This is a genomic window from Mariniblastus fucicola, assembly GCF_008087665.1.
In the GTDB taxonomy this organism is placed as follows: domain Bacteria; phylum Planctomycetota; class Planctomycetia; order Pirellulales; family Pirellulaceae; genus Mariniblastus; species Mariniblastus fucicola.
The window spans coordinates 4,091,242-4,109,443 of record NZ_CP042912.1; the positions used below are offsets into that span (position 1 = coordinate 4,091,242).

Consider the following 18,202-nt stretch of genomic DNA (forward strand, 5'->3'; position numbering starts at 1 on the left):
CTCGCCCGGAGAATTCTGAATGCCCAATGCAAATATTGAACTGACTCACGTTCGAGTCAACAACCTGAAAGAACTGTGCTTGACCATCCCGCACGGGCAGTGGCTTTCGCTGTGCGGACTTAGTGGCAGTGGCAAATCGAGCCTTGCCTTCGACACGCTCTACGCCGAAGGCCAGCGGCGATACATGGAAGCGCTTTCAGTAAAGACGCGACAGTTCGTGCAGCAGCTGAATCGTCCGGAAGCAGATCATATCTCGGGCTTGCCTCCCGCGATCGCAATCCGGGCTCCGAAAGGTACGCCTGGCCCTCGGACCACGCTGGCTTCAGCCTCCGAAATCGATCCGATGTTGCGTTTGTTGTTTGCAAAAGTCGCCGATTCGTTTTGCCCGAATTGTGGTCGCCCCGTTTCTCGCGACACGCCTCAATCGGTTGCCGATTGGCTATTGGAATCCGAAGCAGGTCACCGCGCGGTGATCGCCTGGCCTGTCGCACTCGACGCAGACCTCGTCGAAGTCTTCGCGGACGCGATCAGAGAAGGATTCGTTCGCGCGATCGTCGGAGGAAAGTTCGTTGACCTGGAAAACCTGAGCGGCATTTCGCTGCCGAACGGGTCCAGTTCCGTTTACATCGTGGTCGATCGTGTCAAAACCGGCGACGCAAATCCGCAGCGGATCACGGAATCGCTCGAGTCCACTTTCTTTTGCGGCAGTGGCATGGCGACGGTGTTCATCCAGAGTGAAGCGGGAAATCAGGAAATCGATGGCACGAACTACGAGCAGCATTCTTTCTCCACCGAAGCCGCTTGCGCGAATTGCGACATTACGTTACCGGTCCTCGAACCGCGATTGTTTTCTACTTCGAATCCGCAATCCGCGTGTGCGACTTGCAAAGGCACCGGCTTACTCCGTGACACGCTCGAACCCTGCCACGCCTGCGCGGCGACGCGATTTCAAACGCTGCCTCTTGCGTTTCGTGTCGGCGGCAAGAATTTTGCTCAAATCTGTTCGCTGAGCGTTTCGCAGACGATTGATTTTCTGGAATCGCTTCGGCTTTCAGAAATGAAACAGCAAACCGTCGCTTCGGTCATCGAACAGATGAAAACGCGGCTTGGATATCTGCAGGAAACGGGACTGGGCTACCTCACTCTCGATCGATCACTGCGAACGCTCAGTTCCGGCGAAGCCCAACGTGTGCTGCTGACAACCGTGCTTGGCACGACTTTGGTCAATGTGCTGTTCGTGCTGGACGAACCCTCAATCGGGCTGCATTCGCAGGACGTTGAGCGTCTTGTTCGTTCGATCGGCGACCTGCATTCTCGTGGCAATACGGTTGTCGTGGTGGATCATGAGCCCGACGTGATTCGCGCTGCGGAGCGGATTGTGGAGATTGGTCCCGGCGCGGGCGGAGAAGGCGGTGAAGTTGTTTTCGATGGCAATCTGGACGAGATTCTGGTTGATGAGAAATCGTTGACCGGACAGTATCTTTCGCGGCGGCGCGGGCAAAGCGCTGGCCAGGAAAACCGTCGCAAGTCACATCGGTTTATGAAACTGATCGGAGCCAGCGGCAACAATCTGAAGAACATCAACATCGAGTTTCCGCTGGGCGTTTTGTGTGCAGTGACCGGAGTCAGCGGCGCGGGGAAAACGTCGCTGGTGCAGAACACGCTGTTCGGCGCGGTCAGCAAAAAGTTCGACACCGATATCGCGGGCACACTGCCGTACGAAGAAATCCACGGTGCCGATTGGGTTAGCGAAGTCGTGCTGGTCGATGCGTCACCGATTGGAAAGTCTTCACGCAGCAACCCGGTGACTTACGTCAAAGCGTTTTCCGAGATCAGAAATTGCTTTGCGGAAACGCCGGACGCTAACAAGCGAAACTTTGGGCCAGGCAAGTTCAGTTTCAATGTTGCTGGCGGACGCTGTGAAAAATGTCGCGGCGACGGACAGCTTTCGTTGAACATGCAGTTCATGGCGGACTTGTGGGTGACCTGCGATCAGTGCAGCGGCACGCGATATCGGGAAGACGTTCTTGCAGTTCGATATCGCGATCGAAACATTGCTCAGGTTTTGGCGATGACGGTTCGCCAAGCGTTTCCTTTCTTCCGCGGCCATCCGGCGGTGCAGACAAAACTGAAAGCGCTGATCGATGTTGGTTTGGAATACATTCAGCTTGGCCAGGCCGCAAACACGCTCTCCTCGGGCGAATCGCAGAGATTAAAACTGGCTCACTATTTAAACACGGCCAAGAACCGGAGAGTGTTGTTCATCATGGATCAGCCGACGACGGGCTTGCATCCGCACGACATCATTCGATTGCTGGATTGCTTCAACAGCCTGATCTCAGTCGGGCATTCGATGATTGTGGTGGAACACAATTTGAACTTCATCAAGCACGCGGACTGGATCGTCGATCTTGGTCCGGGAGCAGCAGAGCAGGGCGGTACGGTTGTGGCGACCGGGACGCCGGAGCAGGTCTCTGCAAATGAAGCTTCCGTTACGGGTCAATATTTGCGAGAAGTCATCGCGGCGAGTGGGTAGAGTTTGTACGTAGTGCAGGGCCCTTCGACCTGGTCAAACTACCAGCTTTTATTCACACCACCCCAACCGTGATAGCATTTAGGACACAGTTCCGAAAAAGAGAGACACCATGAACGACGACTTTGCTGCTGACGCCACCACCATCGGCACCTACACCGTTTCCGGCACGCCGCTTTCTGCACAGTTCGAAGTCGCCAACGACGAAGACTGGATTCGGGTCAAAGGCATGCGACAGTTCTTTGCCTACGACATCTGGCTGTTCCGTTCCAAAGACGAAAACTACATTCAATACGCGTCGTCGTTGTCAGTTTTCGATCAGGAATCGAAACAACTTTGGGAATACCCATACTCGGTCCGCGTTCCAGACCGAACCGAGTACCTTCATTTTGGCGAAACAGAGGATCACTTTGTTTCAATCAGTTCGCCATCCACCGTCGGTGGATATCGGCTGTTCATTCGCTCCGGCGACTACGCCAGCAACGTGTTCGAAGCTGCCACTTACTTCGCGCCGTTTCGCACCAACCAGTTCGCCTCTGCGCTGGAGAACAACGAAGACGTGGACTTCCTGAAGTACCGACTTTTCGAAGGCGTTGACTACACCTTCAACCTGTACGGTCGACGATCGAACGAAAAGCTGGGAACGACGCTAGGCCGAATGGTGCTGCGGCTGTTCGACCCGGAAGGCAGTTTGCTGGCCGAAGATGATCAGACCGCCACCAATCGCAACGCATCGATCACGTTCACACCTGATGAAACCGCCGACTATGTTTTTGAAGTCGACAGCGACGCGGCGACCGGGTCCTACATTTTGGAATCGGAGCAGTTCGACGACATCCTCGGCAACGTCAACACGACTGCAGTTTTGCTTTCCGATGGAACGCCGTCTTCGGGGCAAGGAAATCACGGAGCATACTTCAGCCGATACGATGCGGATCAGGACTGGTTCCGAATACAAACGCGGGCAGGATTCAACTACGAGGTCGAGTCAGACTTTGCGTCGCTGACGCTCAGAAATCGATCCGGCGAACTCATCGACGTCGAGTACATCGAGCAGGGAAGTTTCGACAACAGCCGACGCAAATTCCGCTTTCGCTCGCAAGGCGATGGCACTTTCTTTATTGCCGCTGGTCGTTTACAAGGCGGCGGAGGCGAGTACGCGGTGACGGCAAACGTCATTGACGACCACATTGCCAATCTGAGATACGCGACCAATTTCAACTTTAACAGCAGCACCGTCGGGACCATCAACGGAGCGATTGAAACTGTCGGCGATCGAGACTGGATTCGTATTCCGCTGAGAAATTTCGCCAACTATCGATTCACAATCGACGCCCACCCAGCCTTGCGTATGGCAGTTTCGGTTCGCGATGAAGACGGCAATATTCTTAAAGAAGGCGTGCCGTTTCAGTCGCTGGTTTTCTCGCAAAACATCGGTCAGTTCAACGACTCCTTCTATCTGGATTTGCGATCCAACGCAGGCGCAACCGGCAACTACACGCTGCGATCGGAAGCTTTGACTGGCGGAAGTGACTCGTCAACGATGTGGAACGTGGACATGACGACCGGGGCAGGGCGAATCCGCGGGCTGGCCAGCAACGGAGAAAACGCTGCGGAGATCTGGCATCGCTTCGAAGTCACGCCGAACACGTGGTATGAAATCGAAAGCAATCAGGTCAACTTTGAAATCGTAATCGGAAACGGAAGCGGCTCCGTCGCCAGCTACAACGCCGGAAAGCGATACTACTATTCCGGCAGCAGTACGGCTTCGATTCGATATCTGGTGGTGGATCCGAAAGATCACAATTTCCAGGAGCAGGGATTCGAGATCAACATCACCAAGGACGCCCGCTTGCGACTTGAAAATGATCGCGAGTTCAGTCCCCAGGACACCCGCTTCGCCACAAACACGTTCGGTTTCCGTGCCGTCGAAGTTTACTCTTCGGTTCCGTTTACCTATCAGCACAACGGCGAGACATTTCAGGTTGAGGCCAACTCGTATCAGACGCTTGACACGAACCAATGGTTTTCCATCGAGTTCAACGACACGTTTGACGGCGTCGGAGAATTCTACTTTCGCGAGGTTCGCACTGAAGGCAATTCGCAATGGAGTTCAACGGAACTGTACGGGCACCATTTGCCAGAAGGCATTTCCCGGACCAACATTATCGTGCCGCACGTCGATCAGCTGACGTATGCTTTCGCCGAAGGCCGTCCTGACTATTTGCAGATCGACGATGCGGTCGTTGGCGAGACTCAAGCGTTGACAGTGGCCGAACGGGAAGTAGTCGTCGACGCGATCTTCCAATGGGATCGCTTCATTCCGTTCGACCTGGTCGAATCAGATCCCGGCGTGGACAACGATGCGGCACCGATCATGATCTACAAAGCGGAGATCGATTCCGACGTGCTCGCTTTTTCGCTTAACGGAGATCCGTTGGGCAACGGGCTGGCGGGCGACATTATCCTCAACGTGAACTCGCCGTTGTGGGACGACTTGTCGGACGGCACCCAGGGTCCATTTGAGATTCTGCGAAGCGTCGGAATTTCGCTGGGAGCGGACTACATTGCCAACGCTCAACGAGATCAGTCTGTGATGGGAGCTGAGCTGACGGGCGATCGCGCGGACTTGCCTTACCCGACTGGCTTGCTGCCGATCGACATCAACGGATTGCGTCAGCAAGGTAAAACCTACGTTCATCCGCCAACCAGCGTCAACCAGTATCGGCTCGACGGAGACGAATCGTTTTACGAAACGATCGTGCACTACGGGAAATTCGACGGCTCAAACATCACGGCCTATCTGTCACCACACGACGCAACGATTGACTTGCGTCCGGGCCAGAGCAGTTTCATTACGACGGAGGATGGATCTCAGCCAGCCACCTGGGTCATGTCGAACTTCAGCGTCATCGTCAGCGGTCGTGGCGGAAGCGGCGACGATTCGCTTCGCGGCAACGAACTGGACAACACGCTCTACGGATCTTCCGGCAACGACACGATTATCGGCGGCGTTGGCGATGACTATGTCAGTGGCGGGCGAGGCGATGACTATTACAGTTATCGATTGGGGCACGGCAACGACATGGTCGATGAAGCCCTCGACGGAAACGGAACCGATACGCTTCGAATTGAGGGGCTGAAGAATTTCGACGGGATTGAAGATCTTCGCTTCCGCCGTTTTGGCGACAATCTGAAGATCACGTTGGAGCTTGACGGCAATGACAAAAACGCGGATGCGATCGTGATCAAGAACATGGCGATTGGAAATTCGCGAGTTGAGAAATTGGTATTGATTCAGGAGGGCAATTTCCTGCATTCGCTCAGCCTGCCATCGGTTTGGGCTCAAACGGACCAACAGCTGCGGCGATTCGAATTGCAGGAGGGCAGCGATTCCTTCGGGCGACTGGTAGCGCCGGTTTAGCGATTGTGGCAGAGCTTCCTGACCGATGGGCATGTCGACGATGCAGACCAGCGTGCTACTATGGTTTCGCACAAGTCTTGCTAAACTTGAATCTTATTGACTCGCACCAGCCCAGCTATTCCACGTGGCCGATTCGCAAAACAATCCAGAGCTCCTGTCTCGCTACAGCCGCCAGATTCGATTTCCAAAAATCGGTGTCGAAGGCCAGCAGCGACTTGCTGAATCAACGGCGTTACTCGTCGGCTGTGGAGCACTTGGTTCGATGATCGCATCGACGCTCTGTCGTGCCGGCGTGGGCAACTTGCGAATCGTAGACCGGGACTTCCTGGAACTTAGCAACCTTCAGCGCCAGTTTCTGTTCAGCGAAAAAGACGTTGAGTCCGGTTTGCCGAAATCGATCGCGGCGCAGCGAAGGCTGGCCGAAATCAACAGCAGCGTCAACGTTGAGGCTTTCGTCGAAGACGTCGACTCACAAAACATTCGTCGCCTGGTCGAGGGAGTCGACGTTATCGTCGACGGCACAGACAACTTTGAAACGCGTTTTCTGATCAACGATGCTGCCATCAGCCAGGGCGTTCCGTGGGTTTACGGCGGTTGCCTGGGCGCCGACGGGCAATCGATGACAATCGTGCCTGGCGAATCCGCCTGCCTCAACTGCCTGATGCTGGACGGACCTCCGCCGCCGGGAACGTCTGACACCTGCGACTCGTTCGGCGTGCTCGGTCCGATCATCGGCACCATCGCTTCGATTCAATCGATGGAAGCCATCAAGATTCTTTCTGGAAACGTCGAATCGGTTTCGAAAAAGCTGACGATCATCGGGCTGTGGTCCAACGAGTTCCGCACGATGGATGTGTCGACGCTGCGTGAGAAAGTCGACTGTCCGACTTGCAAACAGCGAAACTTCGAATGGCTTTCTGGCGAACGTGGCAGCCAGTCCGCGATCATGTGCGGACGCAACGCTGTCCAGCTCAGTTTTGCCAAACGCGAATCGATCGATCTGGATTCTCTTGCCGCGCGGCTTCGACCGTTGGGAACCGTAGAGCAAAATCCCTTCCTGTTGCGATTCCACATCGATGACTTTTCCATCACTGCGTTCGCGGACGGTCGGGCGATCGTATCGGGCACCGAAGAGGTCGCTGTTGCGAAGAAACTGTATGCTCAATATCTGGGCGTTTAGGTTGCGTTGCGGATCGACTATCATGGAATTCAATTCCTGCCAGCAACCAAGCCCTCAAATATGAACCAGCAAAGCACCGACAACAAAGTCGTCAAGCGTTTCGGCGGACGGCATCTGATATTTCGCACCAAAGTCGGCAAGAAATCGATCCTCCCGAAGCCTTACGCATTGATCTCCAGTTTCAGTGGTCCGGAGTGGTTCTTTTACGGCATCGGGCAGGTCTTTCTGACGCACGAAAAGTTCGGCGAATTCGAACATTGGGGTGCCAGGTTGCCGCGATCCTCGAAAGCTCGTGCCCGGCTGGAAAAGTTGATCATGGGCATCGAACCCGAGTTGAACTGCTTCATTCAACATTGCAACGAGCATGGCATCGAAGGCACGATCGTCGTTGAAGAAAACGTGATCGAATTCCACTGGACGTTCGGTCACGAGCTTGAGCAGGAAAAGCTGAAAGATGAACACAAATCGCCGCTGGACAGGAAGTTTGACGATCTTGTCGCCGCGTTTGTGCGTGAAAAGCAGATCGCATTCAGCTAAAATGGCTGTTGGATATTGGCGGCAATTAACGATTTCAATACGCGGAACGAAGCGATGAAGATTCGCTGTGAGTGTGGCGCAGTTTATAACGTCCCGGAAGCGACTGGCGGGAAGAACGTTCGGTGCAAACAGTGCGACACGATGTTCGTCTGTCCGACGCCGCCACCAAGACCAACTTCCAGCGGCAAGAAAGTTCCGGGAACTTTTGCCCGTTCGGCGGGAGCCAAAAGCAAATCGTCTCAGCGGACGAGCGCAGAAGAAGACGCGATCCTGCGCAAATTCATGTCTGAGGAGTCTTCGCTGGAAGACCGCATGCGAGACCGAAGATTGAACTCGATTGAAGAGGATCGGACCTCCAATTCAATACGGTTCATCGTCGTCGGCTGTTTGTGGCTGGTCGCCGCGGTAATTGTGGGCGTGGCACTTTTTAAGATCGGCAGCTTCACTCGCATCCCGCTGATTCTTGCCTTCGTCTACGGACTTGGAGGCCAGTATTGGTTGCCTCCCTTGATGGGCGTGTTTGGCGTCTACAAGTTCATTATCGGAGTCATGTCCTTCACGCGAGTGCTGGACATCGAAAGCCAGGAGCAACTTCCGACTCGCTGGTAAGCCACGATTTGGAATACGATTCTGCTGCGACTATTCGGCCACGGCTACTTAAGCCTATTTGTCTTCGGATTTCGGCATCCGATTGACGAAGCGCCGCAAGTCAGCTTCGATTCCTGCCGGTTCGCCAAACGCCTTAAAGAAATATTTTGCTCGATTGGAGGCATTGAGCGAGGAAGAGAATTCGTCCTGCTGCAGCATTTCCAGATACTGCACGTAGCGATGCGGATTCCGTTCAGCGAGATACAGCGAAAGAGCCCAGGAAACGGCGTAGGCTCGATTCGAATCGTGGTCGAAAACTGAATCGCCATTCACCAATTGTTCAACCGTGCCTTCGACCTTGCCGTTTTCATACAACTCCCGCAGCGCATGAAGCTGCTCCCAGTTGATCCGGGTTTTGAATTCCGGATACTTGAAGTAGTTGTTGACACCTTTCGCCTCGAACATTGTCGCAAGACCTTCGGTGACCCATCTTGGGTTGACGCCCAAGCGACTGTGGATGCCCGTATTGGCGGCGGTCTGATGGGTGGCTTCGTGAATGATAGTGTCCATCGTGTCAGCCCAGTTTTGGCTGGAATTTCTCCACGGAATTTTTCGCTGATACGCAATCAGCCGGTTACTGTGAAACGCGTAGTAGCCGACGACGCCAGCGGGGATGTCACGAACTTTCGCCATCTGCACAAACTCGTTGCGAGTCCGCAAAACGATGGCCACCATGGGAAATTCAGGCTCTGTGATCACAAAACCACGGGTCTTGAAGTACGCCTCAAACCGGGCGTACAGTTGCTCAAACGGCAGCGCCCAACGTTCGTAGTCTCCAGGGGGATGGACAACCAAAAAGTGACGAGTTGCCGAAACGACGTACTTCGAGCCGAACTCCTTCTGTAAGCTGGCTCGCATTTGTTGGAACGACTTGGCGTAGAAAGTGTCGTCGACTTTCTTGATCGATTTGATTTCGTGAGGCTCGAGGATTACGATCCTCCCGTTGCGACGAGTCATCACCAGTCCGGTCGGATCCGCGAGGTCGACTCGCCCGGCATATCGGTTGCCGGTGCTGGTCTTGAGCAAGTACGTTTTCTTGTCGCTCAGCTGCAGTTCCGTTAACTTGATCTGCGCACAACAGTTACTCAGTGCGAGCGCGAAACAGCCAACAACGACGACTGCTGCTATCAGGAAAGTTCGGGGCGAGTGCATGGATCTGGCAGAAGAGTCAGTTCGGGTTCAATTGAACTTTAGGACGCAAAATCCGCCAACGCCGATACATTCCTGGCGAGGGAAAACGTGAGCCTGCATGATCGGCACATCCGGTGTCACCGCCTAAAAACCGCTTCGATGTTGTTGATGCAGGCTGTCGGGACGAACTGTCACATGGTCAATTCGAGCGCAACGTCGATTCTGCTCCCCAAAAAAGGCCTCCGAGTCGCCGCGTTGTCAAATCGCATCGTCACCCGCCTATAAATAGTCTAGAATTCGTCGATAATCTGCGACGCTACCTGGAACAGCGTCACGCTTTTATGAACAGAGAGTTTTGATGGACGACAAAGAGGCCCGAAACAACCGGGAAAACGAAAACGAACAGGGCGCCCGCCCGCCCATGCGGGGATTCCCGATTTGGCTGCTCGTCTCGCTTCTGATGATGTTCCTGCTGTACACGTTGCTGTACCCGGCTCAACGTGCGTCCCGCATCTCCTACGGATACTTTGAAAAGCTGATTGAAGGCAATGACCCGCAGGGCAAGTCATACAAAGACGGAAATGGCGACGAGATTGGTTCGATGATCGAGTCAGTCGAAATCGGGCCCAGCAGTGCGACCGGGACGTTCAAGGTCATTCCGGACCCCGAGCCAACGTTCAATACCAGTGGCGAACTGGTTCCGCCGAAAGACACCGAAAAACTGGAAAAGCATTTCATCGTGGAGATCGGTTCGCTAGACGAGATGTCACGCGCTGATTTGATGAAAACGCTACGAGCCGCTGGCGTCGAAAAAGTCAGCTTCGAGCAACAGACTCAACCCTGGGTTTACCAGCTGTTGTTCCTGGCCCTGATGACGCTGGGGATCATCGGAATCATGATGTTCATGATGCGCCGCCAGAGCCAGATGATGGGCGGCGGAGGATTCCTGTCGAACTTTTCTCGAAGCACCGCGAAACGATACGAGCCAAACGAGGCACCGGTTACGTTCAAGGATGTGGCCGGGCTTGAGGGCGTCAAAGCTGACCTGCAGGAAATCGTAGACTTTCTGAAGGACCCGACCAAGTTTCAAAAGCTTGGCGGCCGCGTTCCGAAAGGTGTCCTGTTGGTCGGACCTCCGGGAACGGGAAAGACGTTGCTGGCGCGAGCGGTTGCGGGCGAAGCCAACGTTCCGTACTTCAATGTCAACGGTTCTGAATTTATTCAGATGTTCGTCGGCGTCGGTGCCAGTCGCGTGCGTGACCTGTTCGCACAAGCCAAAGAACAATCGCCAGCCATTATCTTTATCGACGAGATCGATGCCGTCGGTCGACAGCGTGGCGCCGGACTTGGTGGCGGCCACGATGAGCGTGAACAAACGTTGAACCAGATCCTTGGCGAAATGGACGGCTTCGACAAAACTGACTCAGTAATCATTCTTGCGGCGACAAACCGTCCTGACATTCTTGATCCGGCTTTGCTTCGTCCTGGCCGTTTTGATCGTCATGTCACCGTTAGCCGTCCGACCAAAGCCGGTCGTTTTGCGATCTTTAAAGTCCACGTCCGTGACGTTCCGCTTTCGGATGACGTCGATTTGGAAGCCATGGCAGAAGCGACAGCGGGAATGACCGGTGCTGACATCCAAAATTTGGTCAATGAAGCGGCACTCTGGGCGGCACGGAAGAACAAGAACAAAGTCGAGATGGATGACTTTTATCATGCCCATGACAAAGTCCTGATGGGTGCGGCCCGCGAAGAAGTGCTGACTGAAAAAGAAAAAGAGCGCACGGCCTATCACGAAGCCGGCCACACGATCGCGGCGTGGTTCCTCGACGGTGGCAGCCCGGTCCATAAAGTCACGATCATCCCTCGAGGTCAGGCTTTGGGCGTGACGCAAATGGTTCACGATGAAGACCGTATGAATTTGTCAGAGCAGGAGATTCGGGATCACCTGATCATGCTGCTGGCCGGTCGCGGCGCGGAATCAATCATTTACGATGAACTCACGGTCGGTGCCGAGAACGATCTTGAGCGTGCTACTTCGATGGCCCGCCGGATGGTGACGCATTGGGGCATGAGTGAGAAACTTGGCCCGGTCAGTTACAAGATGTCCGACGAAGATCCGTTTCTCGGTCGCGAAATGCAGAAATCGCGACTGTTCAGCGAGCACACGATGGAAGTGATCGACGAGGAAGTCCATCGTATCCTTTCAGAAGCTCAGCAGGCGGCTAACGATTTGCTGCTCAAGCATCGCGACAATCTGCAGGCGATCACTGATGGCCTGATGAAGAATGAAGAACTGGATCGTTATGAGATTGCGGACCTGATCGGACCATCCGTTCACGGAGAACTCGTCCGCCCCGGTCGTGCGAAATCGGAACCCTCCAAAAATGGCACGGCTACTTCGCAGGATGAGGTTTCGCAATCAGATTCAGAGACGAATGCTGAATCGGAAACGAAAACCGAAACCGCGTCGGACCAGACATGAGGTAGTTCGTTGAGCCTGCTAAAGCGGATTTTTCTCCACAGACGCTGCATCTTGATGTTGTGTGTTGGGGTTTGTTCGTTGGTTTGGACGCACACCGCCGCGGCGCAACAGGCTGCTGCCGCTGACAAGCACCCAAAGTGGATTAAGATTGTCGGCGAGGGTCCATTTGGGAAAGTCGTCACGGTTCGGATCGAGCACGAAGACAAAGTCTACTACGGTCGACCGCTGGGACAGGACCGCGACAAGATGGCGTTACTCCGTTGGGACGGACGCATCACTTTGTTGCCGCGCCAGGAAAAGATGGAGGTCTTCTCCAGAGGATTCGCGCCCTACACGGCAAAAGAGTTAGCGGACCGATTGCAGAAACAGTACGGTTCGAGATATCTGACGCAGTCCTCGAAGCATTTCACGGTCGTCTACCCGAGGACTCAGCAGAAGAACTGGGCTCAGCAATACGAGAACGTCTACAACCAGTTTAAGAACTATCTGGCTCGAAACCGGATCGACATTGCAGAACCGCGGTTCCCGCTGGTCGTTGTGATTCTTGGTTCGAGAAACGAGTTCAATCGCTCATTGGCGGACGAGATCGTTTTCAAGAAAGACGTGTTCGGTTTCTATTCGCGGATCACGAACCGGGTCACGACTTTCGTCTCCAGCGACCCAAGAATCGCCAAACGGATCAATCGACTGGCCGACGTAACCGTGGTTCACGAAACCATTCATCAAGCGGCATTCAACAACGGCGTGCACAATCGACTTTGCGCGGTTCCGCGTTGGATGTCGGAAGGTTTCGCCATGCTTTTCGAATCGAAAGGGTTTCGAAACGGCAAGCCAGATCAGCCGATTTCCGAACGCGTCAACTACCGTCGCCTTCGGACTCTCAAAAAAATGTTTCAATCGGGTCGTGCGAAAGATTCGATCGAAACCATGCTTCGCAATGATCGCATCTTCGAAACAGACCCCGACCTGGCTTACAGTCTTGCATGGGGACTGTCGTTCTACTTTGCGGAAAAAGAAACTGACAAGTATCTGCGATTCGTGCTCAAAGATGGGAATACGAACGAATTCGCCAACTACACGCCAGACCAGCGAATCACTTTTTTCATGGATACTTTTGCCGAAGATTTTGACACGCTTGAGCGACGACTGCGAAAGTTCATTCTCAGTTTGCCATCGTCGTAGCTTTGCTGCTCTTCGTGCCGTGAAGCTTCAGTCTTCCAAGCTTCATTCTTCCAAAACCACGACCGGCCAGCGACTCAAGCCAGCCACTTCTGCGGCGTCGTCTCGCGTCGCCACAAACACCATCGCGGCATCCACCGGGACCTTTCTCAGATCGACGTCGCCGACGATTCTCCACTCTTTCTCCACCGACCAATCCACTTTGCTGCTTGAATCATTCAGCTGAAAAAATGGACGCTTGCTCTCCTCCATCGAATCCCATTTGGTCTCATCTCCATAAACCACGGCCGCGGCGCCATGCGACGCCAGCCACGATTTCCGAATCGCAATTCCAAACGGCTCAAAATCCCAACGACTCAAATGCGATCGAAAAACGCGACGCTTTTTAAGCTCCGTGAACGTGACGTCTGAAAAACAAACGACCGGCCGCGGATCACGAGTCAGCGCGTTGCTGGCCAAAATCCGCTCGGTCGCCAAAATTCGCCGTAACGTCGCAACCTCTCGATGATCTTTCCCATTTGCGCGAAAGATCAAATCATCCAGGAATTCAGCCTCGGACTGCTCCGGCCACGGCCCCACGCGACGCCGAGTCCAATGCAGTAGAAATTCGTCAGAGTTCACCTCGGCCGCAGAACTGAATTCCAGGTCACGGTTGCTGGATTCGATGCCGGGCTGTTCGCAGCCAAACAAATACCAGCCAGTCGCTCCCGCAGCCAACAACTGATCGGTCACCGCTTTTTTCGTCAGCCGGGCGTCGACCAGCACTTTCGCTGGCTTTCCCTTATTCAGCCGATCATCAACCGCGGATTGCAGGTTGCCATTGGTTCTCACGGACAACAGCACCATTTGATTCGCGATGGAGGCCAACGCAAAGTCAGCCCCGCGTGATCGACTGTCGAACACAAGTCCAACTTTCCGATCGCTGTCTGCCAGTTTGGAAATCAGCAAAGCCAGCTTTTTAGGATCCGTGGGCGCCATCACCAGTGGCAGCAGCGGGACCCGAAACAGTTCGCTCACTCGACGCACCATCGCATCACAGGCCACGCCATCCGCGGTCAACAGCACGTCTGTTTCCCGATCCAAATCAATCGCAACTTTCAACAGTCCGTCGAAGAACCCGGGAATTTCGTCCAGCTTTCTGGTCAGCCGCGAGCTACCAACGAAAGTTGTATCGCGATCCAGCAAACGGCCATTGCTTCCAAATTCACAAACGAAAAGATCGTCGCCGCACGAACGCTTCTCTGGCAAGCGATCAACCAATTCGGATCGACCGCTGTTTGAAAGCAGCGCCAAAGCGGATTGCAAGACTGAATGCGTTGGTGAATCTTTTTCCATTTGGAGTTATATTGGAATCGATGCACAACCATTCCTCAACGACCGCAACTTAATGCCCAAACGAGCTCATCTGATTTTCCTGGTGCTGTTCGTGCTGATCATCGTCAGCGGCTATTTATTGGCCGACTATTATCGCGGTGCTCCTCCCGAAGCGATGGCCCACGCCAGCTACGTCGGCCGCGAAACGTGCGTGAGTTGTCATCAACAGCAAGTCGATCTGTTCGTTGGATCTCACCACGACCAAGCCATGGACTTTGCCACCGAAGAGTCCGTACTGGGCGATTTTGACGACCGTACGATCGAACACTTTGGTACGACCTCCCGCCTTTTTCGCGATGGCGATCGATTCATGATCAACACCGAAGGCCCCGATGGAGAGATGCAGGATTTCGAGATCAAGTACACTTTCGGCGTCGAACCGCTGCAGCAATATATGGTGGAGCTTGATCGAGGCAGGGTTCAGGTGCTGCGAGTTTCCTGGGATACGGCCGCAGAGAAGTGGTTCTATCTGTCGCCGCCCGACGTGAAAGACAAACTCAATCCGACGGACCCGTTGCACTGGACCGGCGTGACACAAAACTGGAACGTTAGCTGCGCGGAGTGCCACAGTACGAACCTGAAGAAGAACTTTGACATTGCGTCTGCGTCCTGGAACACGACCTGGTCGGAAATTGATGTTAGCTGCGAAGCCTGCCATGGTCCGGCAAGCCTGCACAATGAGTTGGCGTCCTCCATGAGTCCGTTTTGGGACAGGACTCACGGCATGGGTTTGGCGAAACTGAAAACAGATCGCAATCTCGACCAGATCGAAACGTGTGCTCCCTGCCATTCGCGACGCACCATTGTGGGAACCGACTATAAACCGGGCTGCAACTATGACGACTACCATTCGTTGCAGCTTCTGAATGAGCCGCTTTATCACGCGGACGGACAGATCCGCGACGAGGACTACGTTCACGGATCGTTCCTGCAAAGCAAGATGTTTCACAACGGCATCAAGTGCAGTGACTGTCATGATCCACATTCATTGAAGCTGAAACATTCCGGCAACAACGTCTGCACGTCCTGCCATCAGCATCCGTCCGGAAAATATGATTCCGAATCACATCACCATCATCAACCTGGAACCGAAGGAGCGATGTGCGTCAATTGCCACATGCCAACGACGACGTACATGGACGTTGATGCTCGCCGCGATCACAGCTTTCGGGTTCCTCGACCGGACCTGAGCGTTTCACTGGGGACGCCGAATGCCTGTACGCAGTGTCATCTTGGACTGGAACCCAAAGAGAGTTTGCCGAAACGTGAGCAGTTCGCACAGTATCTCGATTGGCTGAGTGCTTCGGAGACCGGCGACGATGATGTCGAGGCGCTTCTTGCTCGAATCGATAAAGAGATGGAAGCGGCCTGTGCGAAGTGGTATCCGCCAGAATCATCGCCACCGAAAACATCATGGTATCCGGAATTGGCTCAAGCTCAGTTCAACATTCGCAACCAGGAACCTGCCACTGAATTGCTTGGCAAACTCGCCAAAGATGTTGCCAATCCGGCAATTATTCGGGCCACCGCGGCGGACCTGTTGTCCAGACATGCCGACCCGCAAGCGTACGAAACCGCGATTGGATTGCTGGACGATCGAGACGTGAAAGTTGTCGTGGCGGCAATTGGGACGCTTGAGATCGCGATGCTCGAAATCCAGAACCGGCAAATGTACTCCACCACCCCCGGGTCTGTCGGCAGTGAACTCCAGCAGTTCAGCAGTGCCATCGGGAACCTGCTGCAGCACGAATCGCCTCGAGTGCGTTTCGAGTCGGCTCGGGCCCTCGCGTCGCTGGCTCCAACGGCTCGCAATAGTGCGTTGACGGCCGAGCAGAAGCGATCGTTTGAGACGTCGCTGGAAGCGTATCGCCAATCGCTGATGGTGATGTCAGATACCGCTGGGGCTCATATGCAGCTTGGCGGATTGCAGGAACGAATGGGCCAACTGAACCAGGCGGCGGACAGCTATCGAACCGCAATTCGTCTGCAACCTGAACTGACCGGTCCGAGGTCGAGTCTGGCCTATATTCTGGAAAACAAAGTCCAGTCTTTGCAGTCGCAGCTTCAACAAAGCAATTCGGAAGCGGCCAGAAATCAGATTGAAAACCTTATGGCTCAAATCACGGATCTGCGAAAGCGTGATCATGAGCTGCTGGGCATCGATGTTGAGCGAGCCGCGGGCCTACCCGGAGTCCACACGCTGCACTACCGATACGGAATGTCCAGCTATCTGCAGAAAGATCTGGCAACGGCGGAAAAGCATTTGAAAATCGCCGCGGAGATGGCACCGGAGCAGGAAGGTTACCTAATGGGCCTGGCAACGTTTTATCTTCAACAGAAAAAATTGGTTGAAGCCGATCGTTTGATTGCGAAACTGCTAAACATGGACCCGGATCATCCAGGCTATCTCGCGCTCAAGCAACAACTTGATTCGTTGCAGTAGATCTTCAGTCGTCACTGACGAATTCCATCGACTTTAATTTCAATTCAATCGCGAATGTTCCCATGTCGCTTATCAAAATCGCCGGCGTCCAGATGGACATCCAACTGGCCAACGCATCTGCCAATCTCGCGTCAATGCAATCGCATCTGCAGACTTCCGTCGCCGCCGGTGCCGAGCTGACGATTTTTCCCGAATGCACGATAACAGGCTATTGCTTCGAATCACACGACGAAGCGATGGCGGTTGCCGAGGCTTGCGACGGCTCGTCAGTCACTCAAATGATCGAGGCTTGCGGTGATTTGAGCACACATGCAATTTTCGGATTCCTGGAACGCGATGCAGACCAAATTTTCAACAGCGTCGTTTGTGTCGGGTCAGAGGGAATCGTTTCGAAGTATCGCAAGGTTCACTTGCCCACTCTCGGCGTCGACAACTTCACAACTCCTGGAGACAACGAGTTTGAAGTTTTCGATTTGAATCTGGATGGCCATGACCAACCGCTACGCATTGGTATGAACATTTGTTACGACTGCTCTTTCCCTGAATCGGCTCGAGTGTTGACGCTCAAAGGAGCCGATTTGATCGCGTTGCCGACCAATTGGCCGCCAGGATCCGGGCTGGTTGCGGACGTGATTCCGAACACGCGAGCCTTGGAAAACAACGTTTACTTTGCCGCAGTCAACAGAATCGGAACTGAACGCGGGTTCGAATTCATCGGCAAGAGCAAGATTTGCGACCCTTTGGGCCGGGAGCTCGATTTCGCGAACCATCGTGACGATGCGATTGTCTATGGAGAGATTGATGTCGCGTTTGCCCGGCGAAAACACCTTGTCGCGGTCCCGGGCAAACATGAAGTCCATCGTATCGAAGATCGACGGCCGGATACTTACGGGCCGATCGTCGGGGCTCAATAGCCTGAAAAAACCTTGCGCGAAACGCGGCTTGACCGCCGGGCAAGGCAGCTACTAAGATACCGATCCAATTCAACGCGGATGTGGCGGAATTGGCAGACGCGCCAGACTAAGGATCTGGTGGGATATTACATCCCGTGGAGGTTCAAATCCTCTCATCCGCACTAGGTTAAAAAGGGCTCATGCATTCTCGCATGAGCCCTTTTTTTGTCCTCGATTCTGTGGCGATGGATACTGAGTCGGGCTGAGATCGTCGCAAATTTCCCACGCAACCAGCGAATGCCGCCACGGGAAACACTAAGCCTCACCTGCGGTGCCAGGAACGCCTATAGTAGTTGGCGTTGGGATCGCACCCTG

11 protein-coding genes and 1 tRNA gene are annotated in these 18,202 nt (G+C 54.2%); 10 read left to right on the top strand and 2 right to left on the bottom strand.

The window, feature by feature from the left end; all coding sequences use genetic code 11:
- Positions 1-19 precede the first annotated feature (19 nt).
- The 5 genes from MFFC18_RS14990 (at position 20) to MFFC18_RS15010 (ending at position 8,283) form a co-directional block, all read left to right on the top strand.
- Positions 20-2,536: an excinuclease ABC subunit UvrA gene (locus tag MFFC18_RS14990; protein WP_075083381.1), complete on the top strand. Its 2,517-nt coding sequence runs from the start codon at positions 20-22 to the stop codon at positions 2,534-2,536.
- Between the two features lie 109 nt (positions 2,537-2,645).
- Positions 2,646-5,957 carry a calcium-binding protein gene (locus tag MFFC18_RS14995; RefSeq protein ID WP_075083382.1) on the top strand — a complete coding sequence of 1,104 codons (3,312 nt, stop codon included), beginning with the start codon at positions 2,646-2,648 and terminating at the stop codon, positions 5,955-5,957.
- Between the two features lie 124 nt (positions 5,958-6,081).
- A complete protein-coding gene (locus tag MFFC18_RS15000) occupies positions 6,082-7,137 on the top strand; it encodes a ThiF family adenylyltransferase (RefSeq protein ID WP_075083383.1) in 1,056 nt (351 codons plus the stop codon).
- 60 nt (positions 7,138-7,197) lie between these two features.
- Positions 7,198-7,674 carry a hypothetical protein gene (locus tag MFFC18_RS15005; RefSeq protein ID WP_075083384.1) on the top strand — a complete coding sequence of 159 codons (477 nt, stop codon included), beginning with the start codon at positions 7,198-7,200 and terminating at the stop codon, positions 7,672-7,674.
- Between the two features lie 54 nt (positions 7,675-7,728).
- A complete protein-coding gene (locus MFFC18_RS15010; RefSeq protein WP_148618895.1) occupies positions 7,729-8,283 on the top strand; it encodes a hypothetical protein in 555 nt (184 codons plus the stop codon).
- A 54-nt stretch (positions 8,284-8,337) separates the two neighbouring features.
- Here MFFC18_RS15010 and MFFC18_RS15015 read toward each other — a convergent pair whose 3' ends face one another.
- Positions 8,338-9,474 carry a DUF1570 domain-containing protein gene (locus tag MFFC18_RS15015; RefSeq protein WP_075083386.1) on the bottom strand — a complete coding sequence of 379 codons (1,137 nt, stop codon included), beginning with the start codon at positions 9,472-9,474 and terminating at the stop codon, positions 8,338-8,340.
- 337 nt (positions 9,475-9,811) lie between these two features.
- On the opposite strand from MFFC18_RS15015, the gene ftsH reads away from it, so the two are divergent.
- Both ftsH and MFFC18_RS15025 read left to right on the top strand, forming a co-directional pair.
- Positions 9,812-11,938 carry an ATP-dependent zinc metalloprotease FtsH gene (ftsH, locus tag MFFC18_RS15020; RefSeq protein ID WP_075083387.1) on the top strand — a complete coding sequence of 709 codons (2,127 nt, stop codon included), beginning with the start codon at positions 9,812-9,814 and terminating at the stop codon, positions 11,936-11,938.
- A 78-nt stretch (positions 11,939-12,016) separates the two neighbouring features.
- Positions 12,017-13,120 (top strand): DUF1570 domain-containing protein, encoded by a 1,104-nt coding sequence (locus tag MFFC18_RS15025; protein WP_168211098.1) that lies wholly within the window; start codon positions 12,017-12,019, stop codon positions 13,118-13,120.
- 42 nt (positions 13,121-13,162) lie between these two features.
- Here MFFC18_RS15025 and MFFC18_RS15030 read toward each other — a convergent pair whose 3' ends face one another.
- Positions 13,163-14,452 carry a hypothetical protein gene (locus tag MFFC18_RS15030; protein WP_075083389.1) on the bottom strand — a complete coding sequence of 430 codons (1,290 nt, stop codon included), beginning with the start codon at positions 14,450-14,452 and terminating at the stop codon, positions 13,163-13,165.
- 52 nt (positions 14,453-14,504) lie between these two features.
- Here MFFC18_RS15030 and MFFC18_RS15035 point away from each other — a divergent pair, with 52 nt between their 5' ends.
- The 3 genes from MFFC18_RS15035 (at position 14,505) to MFFC18_RS15045 (ending at position 18,009) form a co-directional block, all read left to right on the top strand.
- Complete coding sequence (locus tag MFFC18_RS15035; protein WP_075083390.1) at positions 14,505-16,934, top strand: multiheme c-type cytochrome; 2,430 nt, start codon at positions 14,505-14,507, stop codon at positions 16,932-16,934.
- 62 nt (positions 16,935-16,996) lie between these two features.
- A complete protein-coding gene (locus MFFC18_RS15040) occupies positions 16,997-17,848 on the top strand; it encodes a carbon-nitrogen hydrolase family protein (protein WP_075083391.1) in 852 nt (283 codons plus the stop codon).
- A 74-nt stretch (positions 17,849-17,922) separates the two neighbouring features.
- Positions 17,923-18,009: transfer RNA gene (locus tag MFFC18_RS15045), tRNA-Leu, on the top strand.
- Positions 18,010-18,202: the final 193 nt, after the last annotated feature.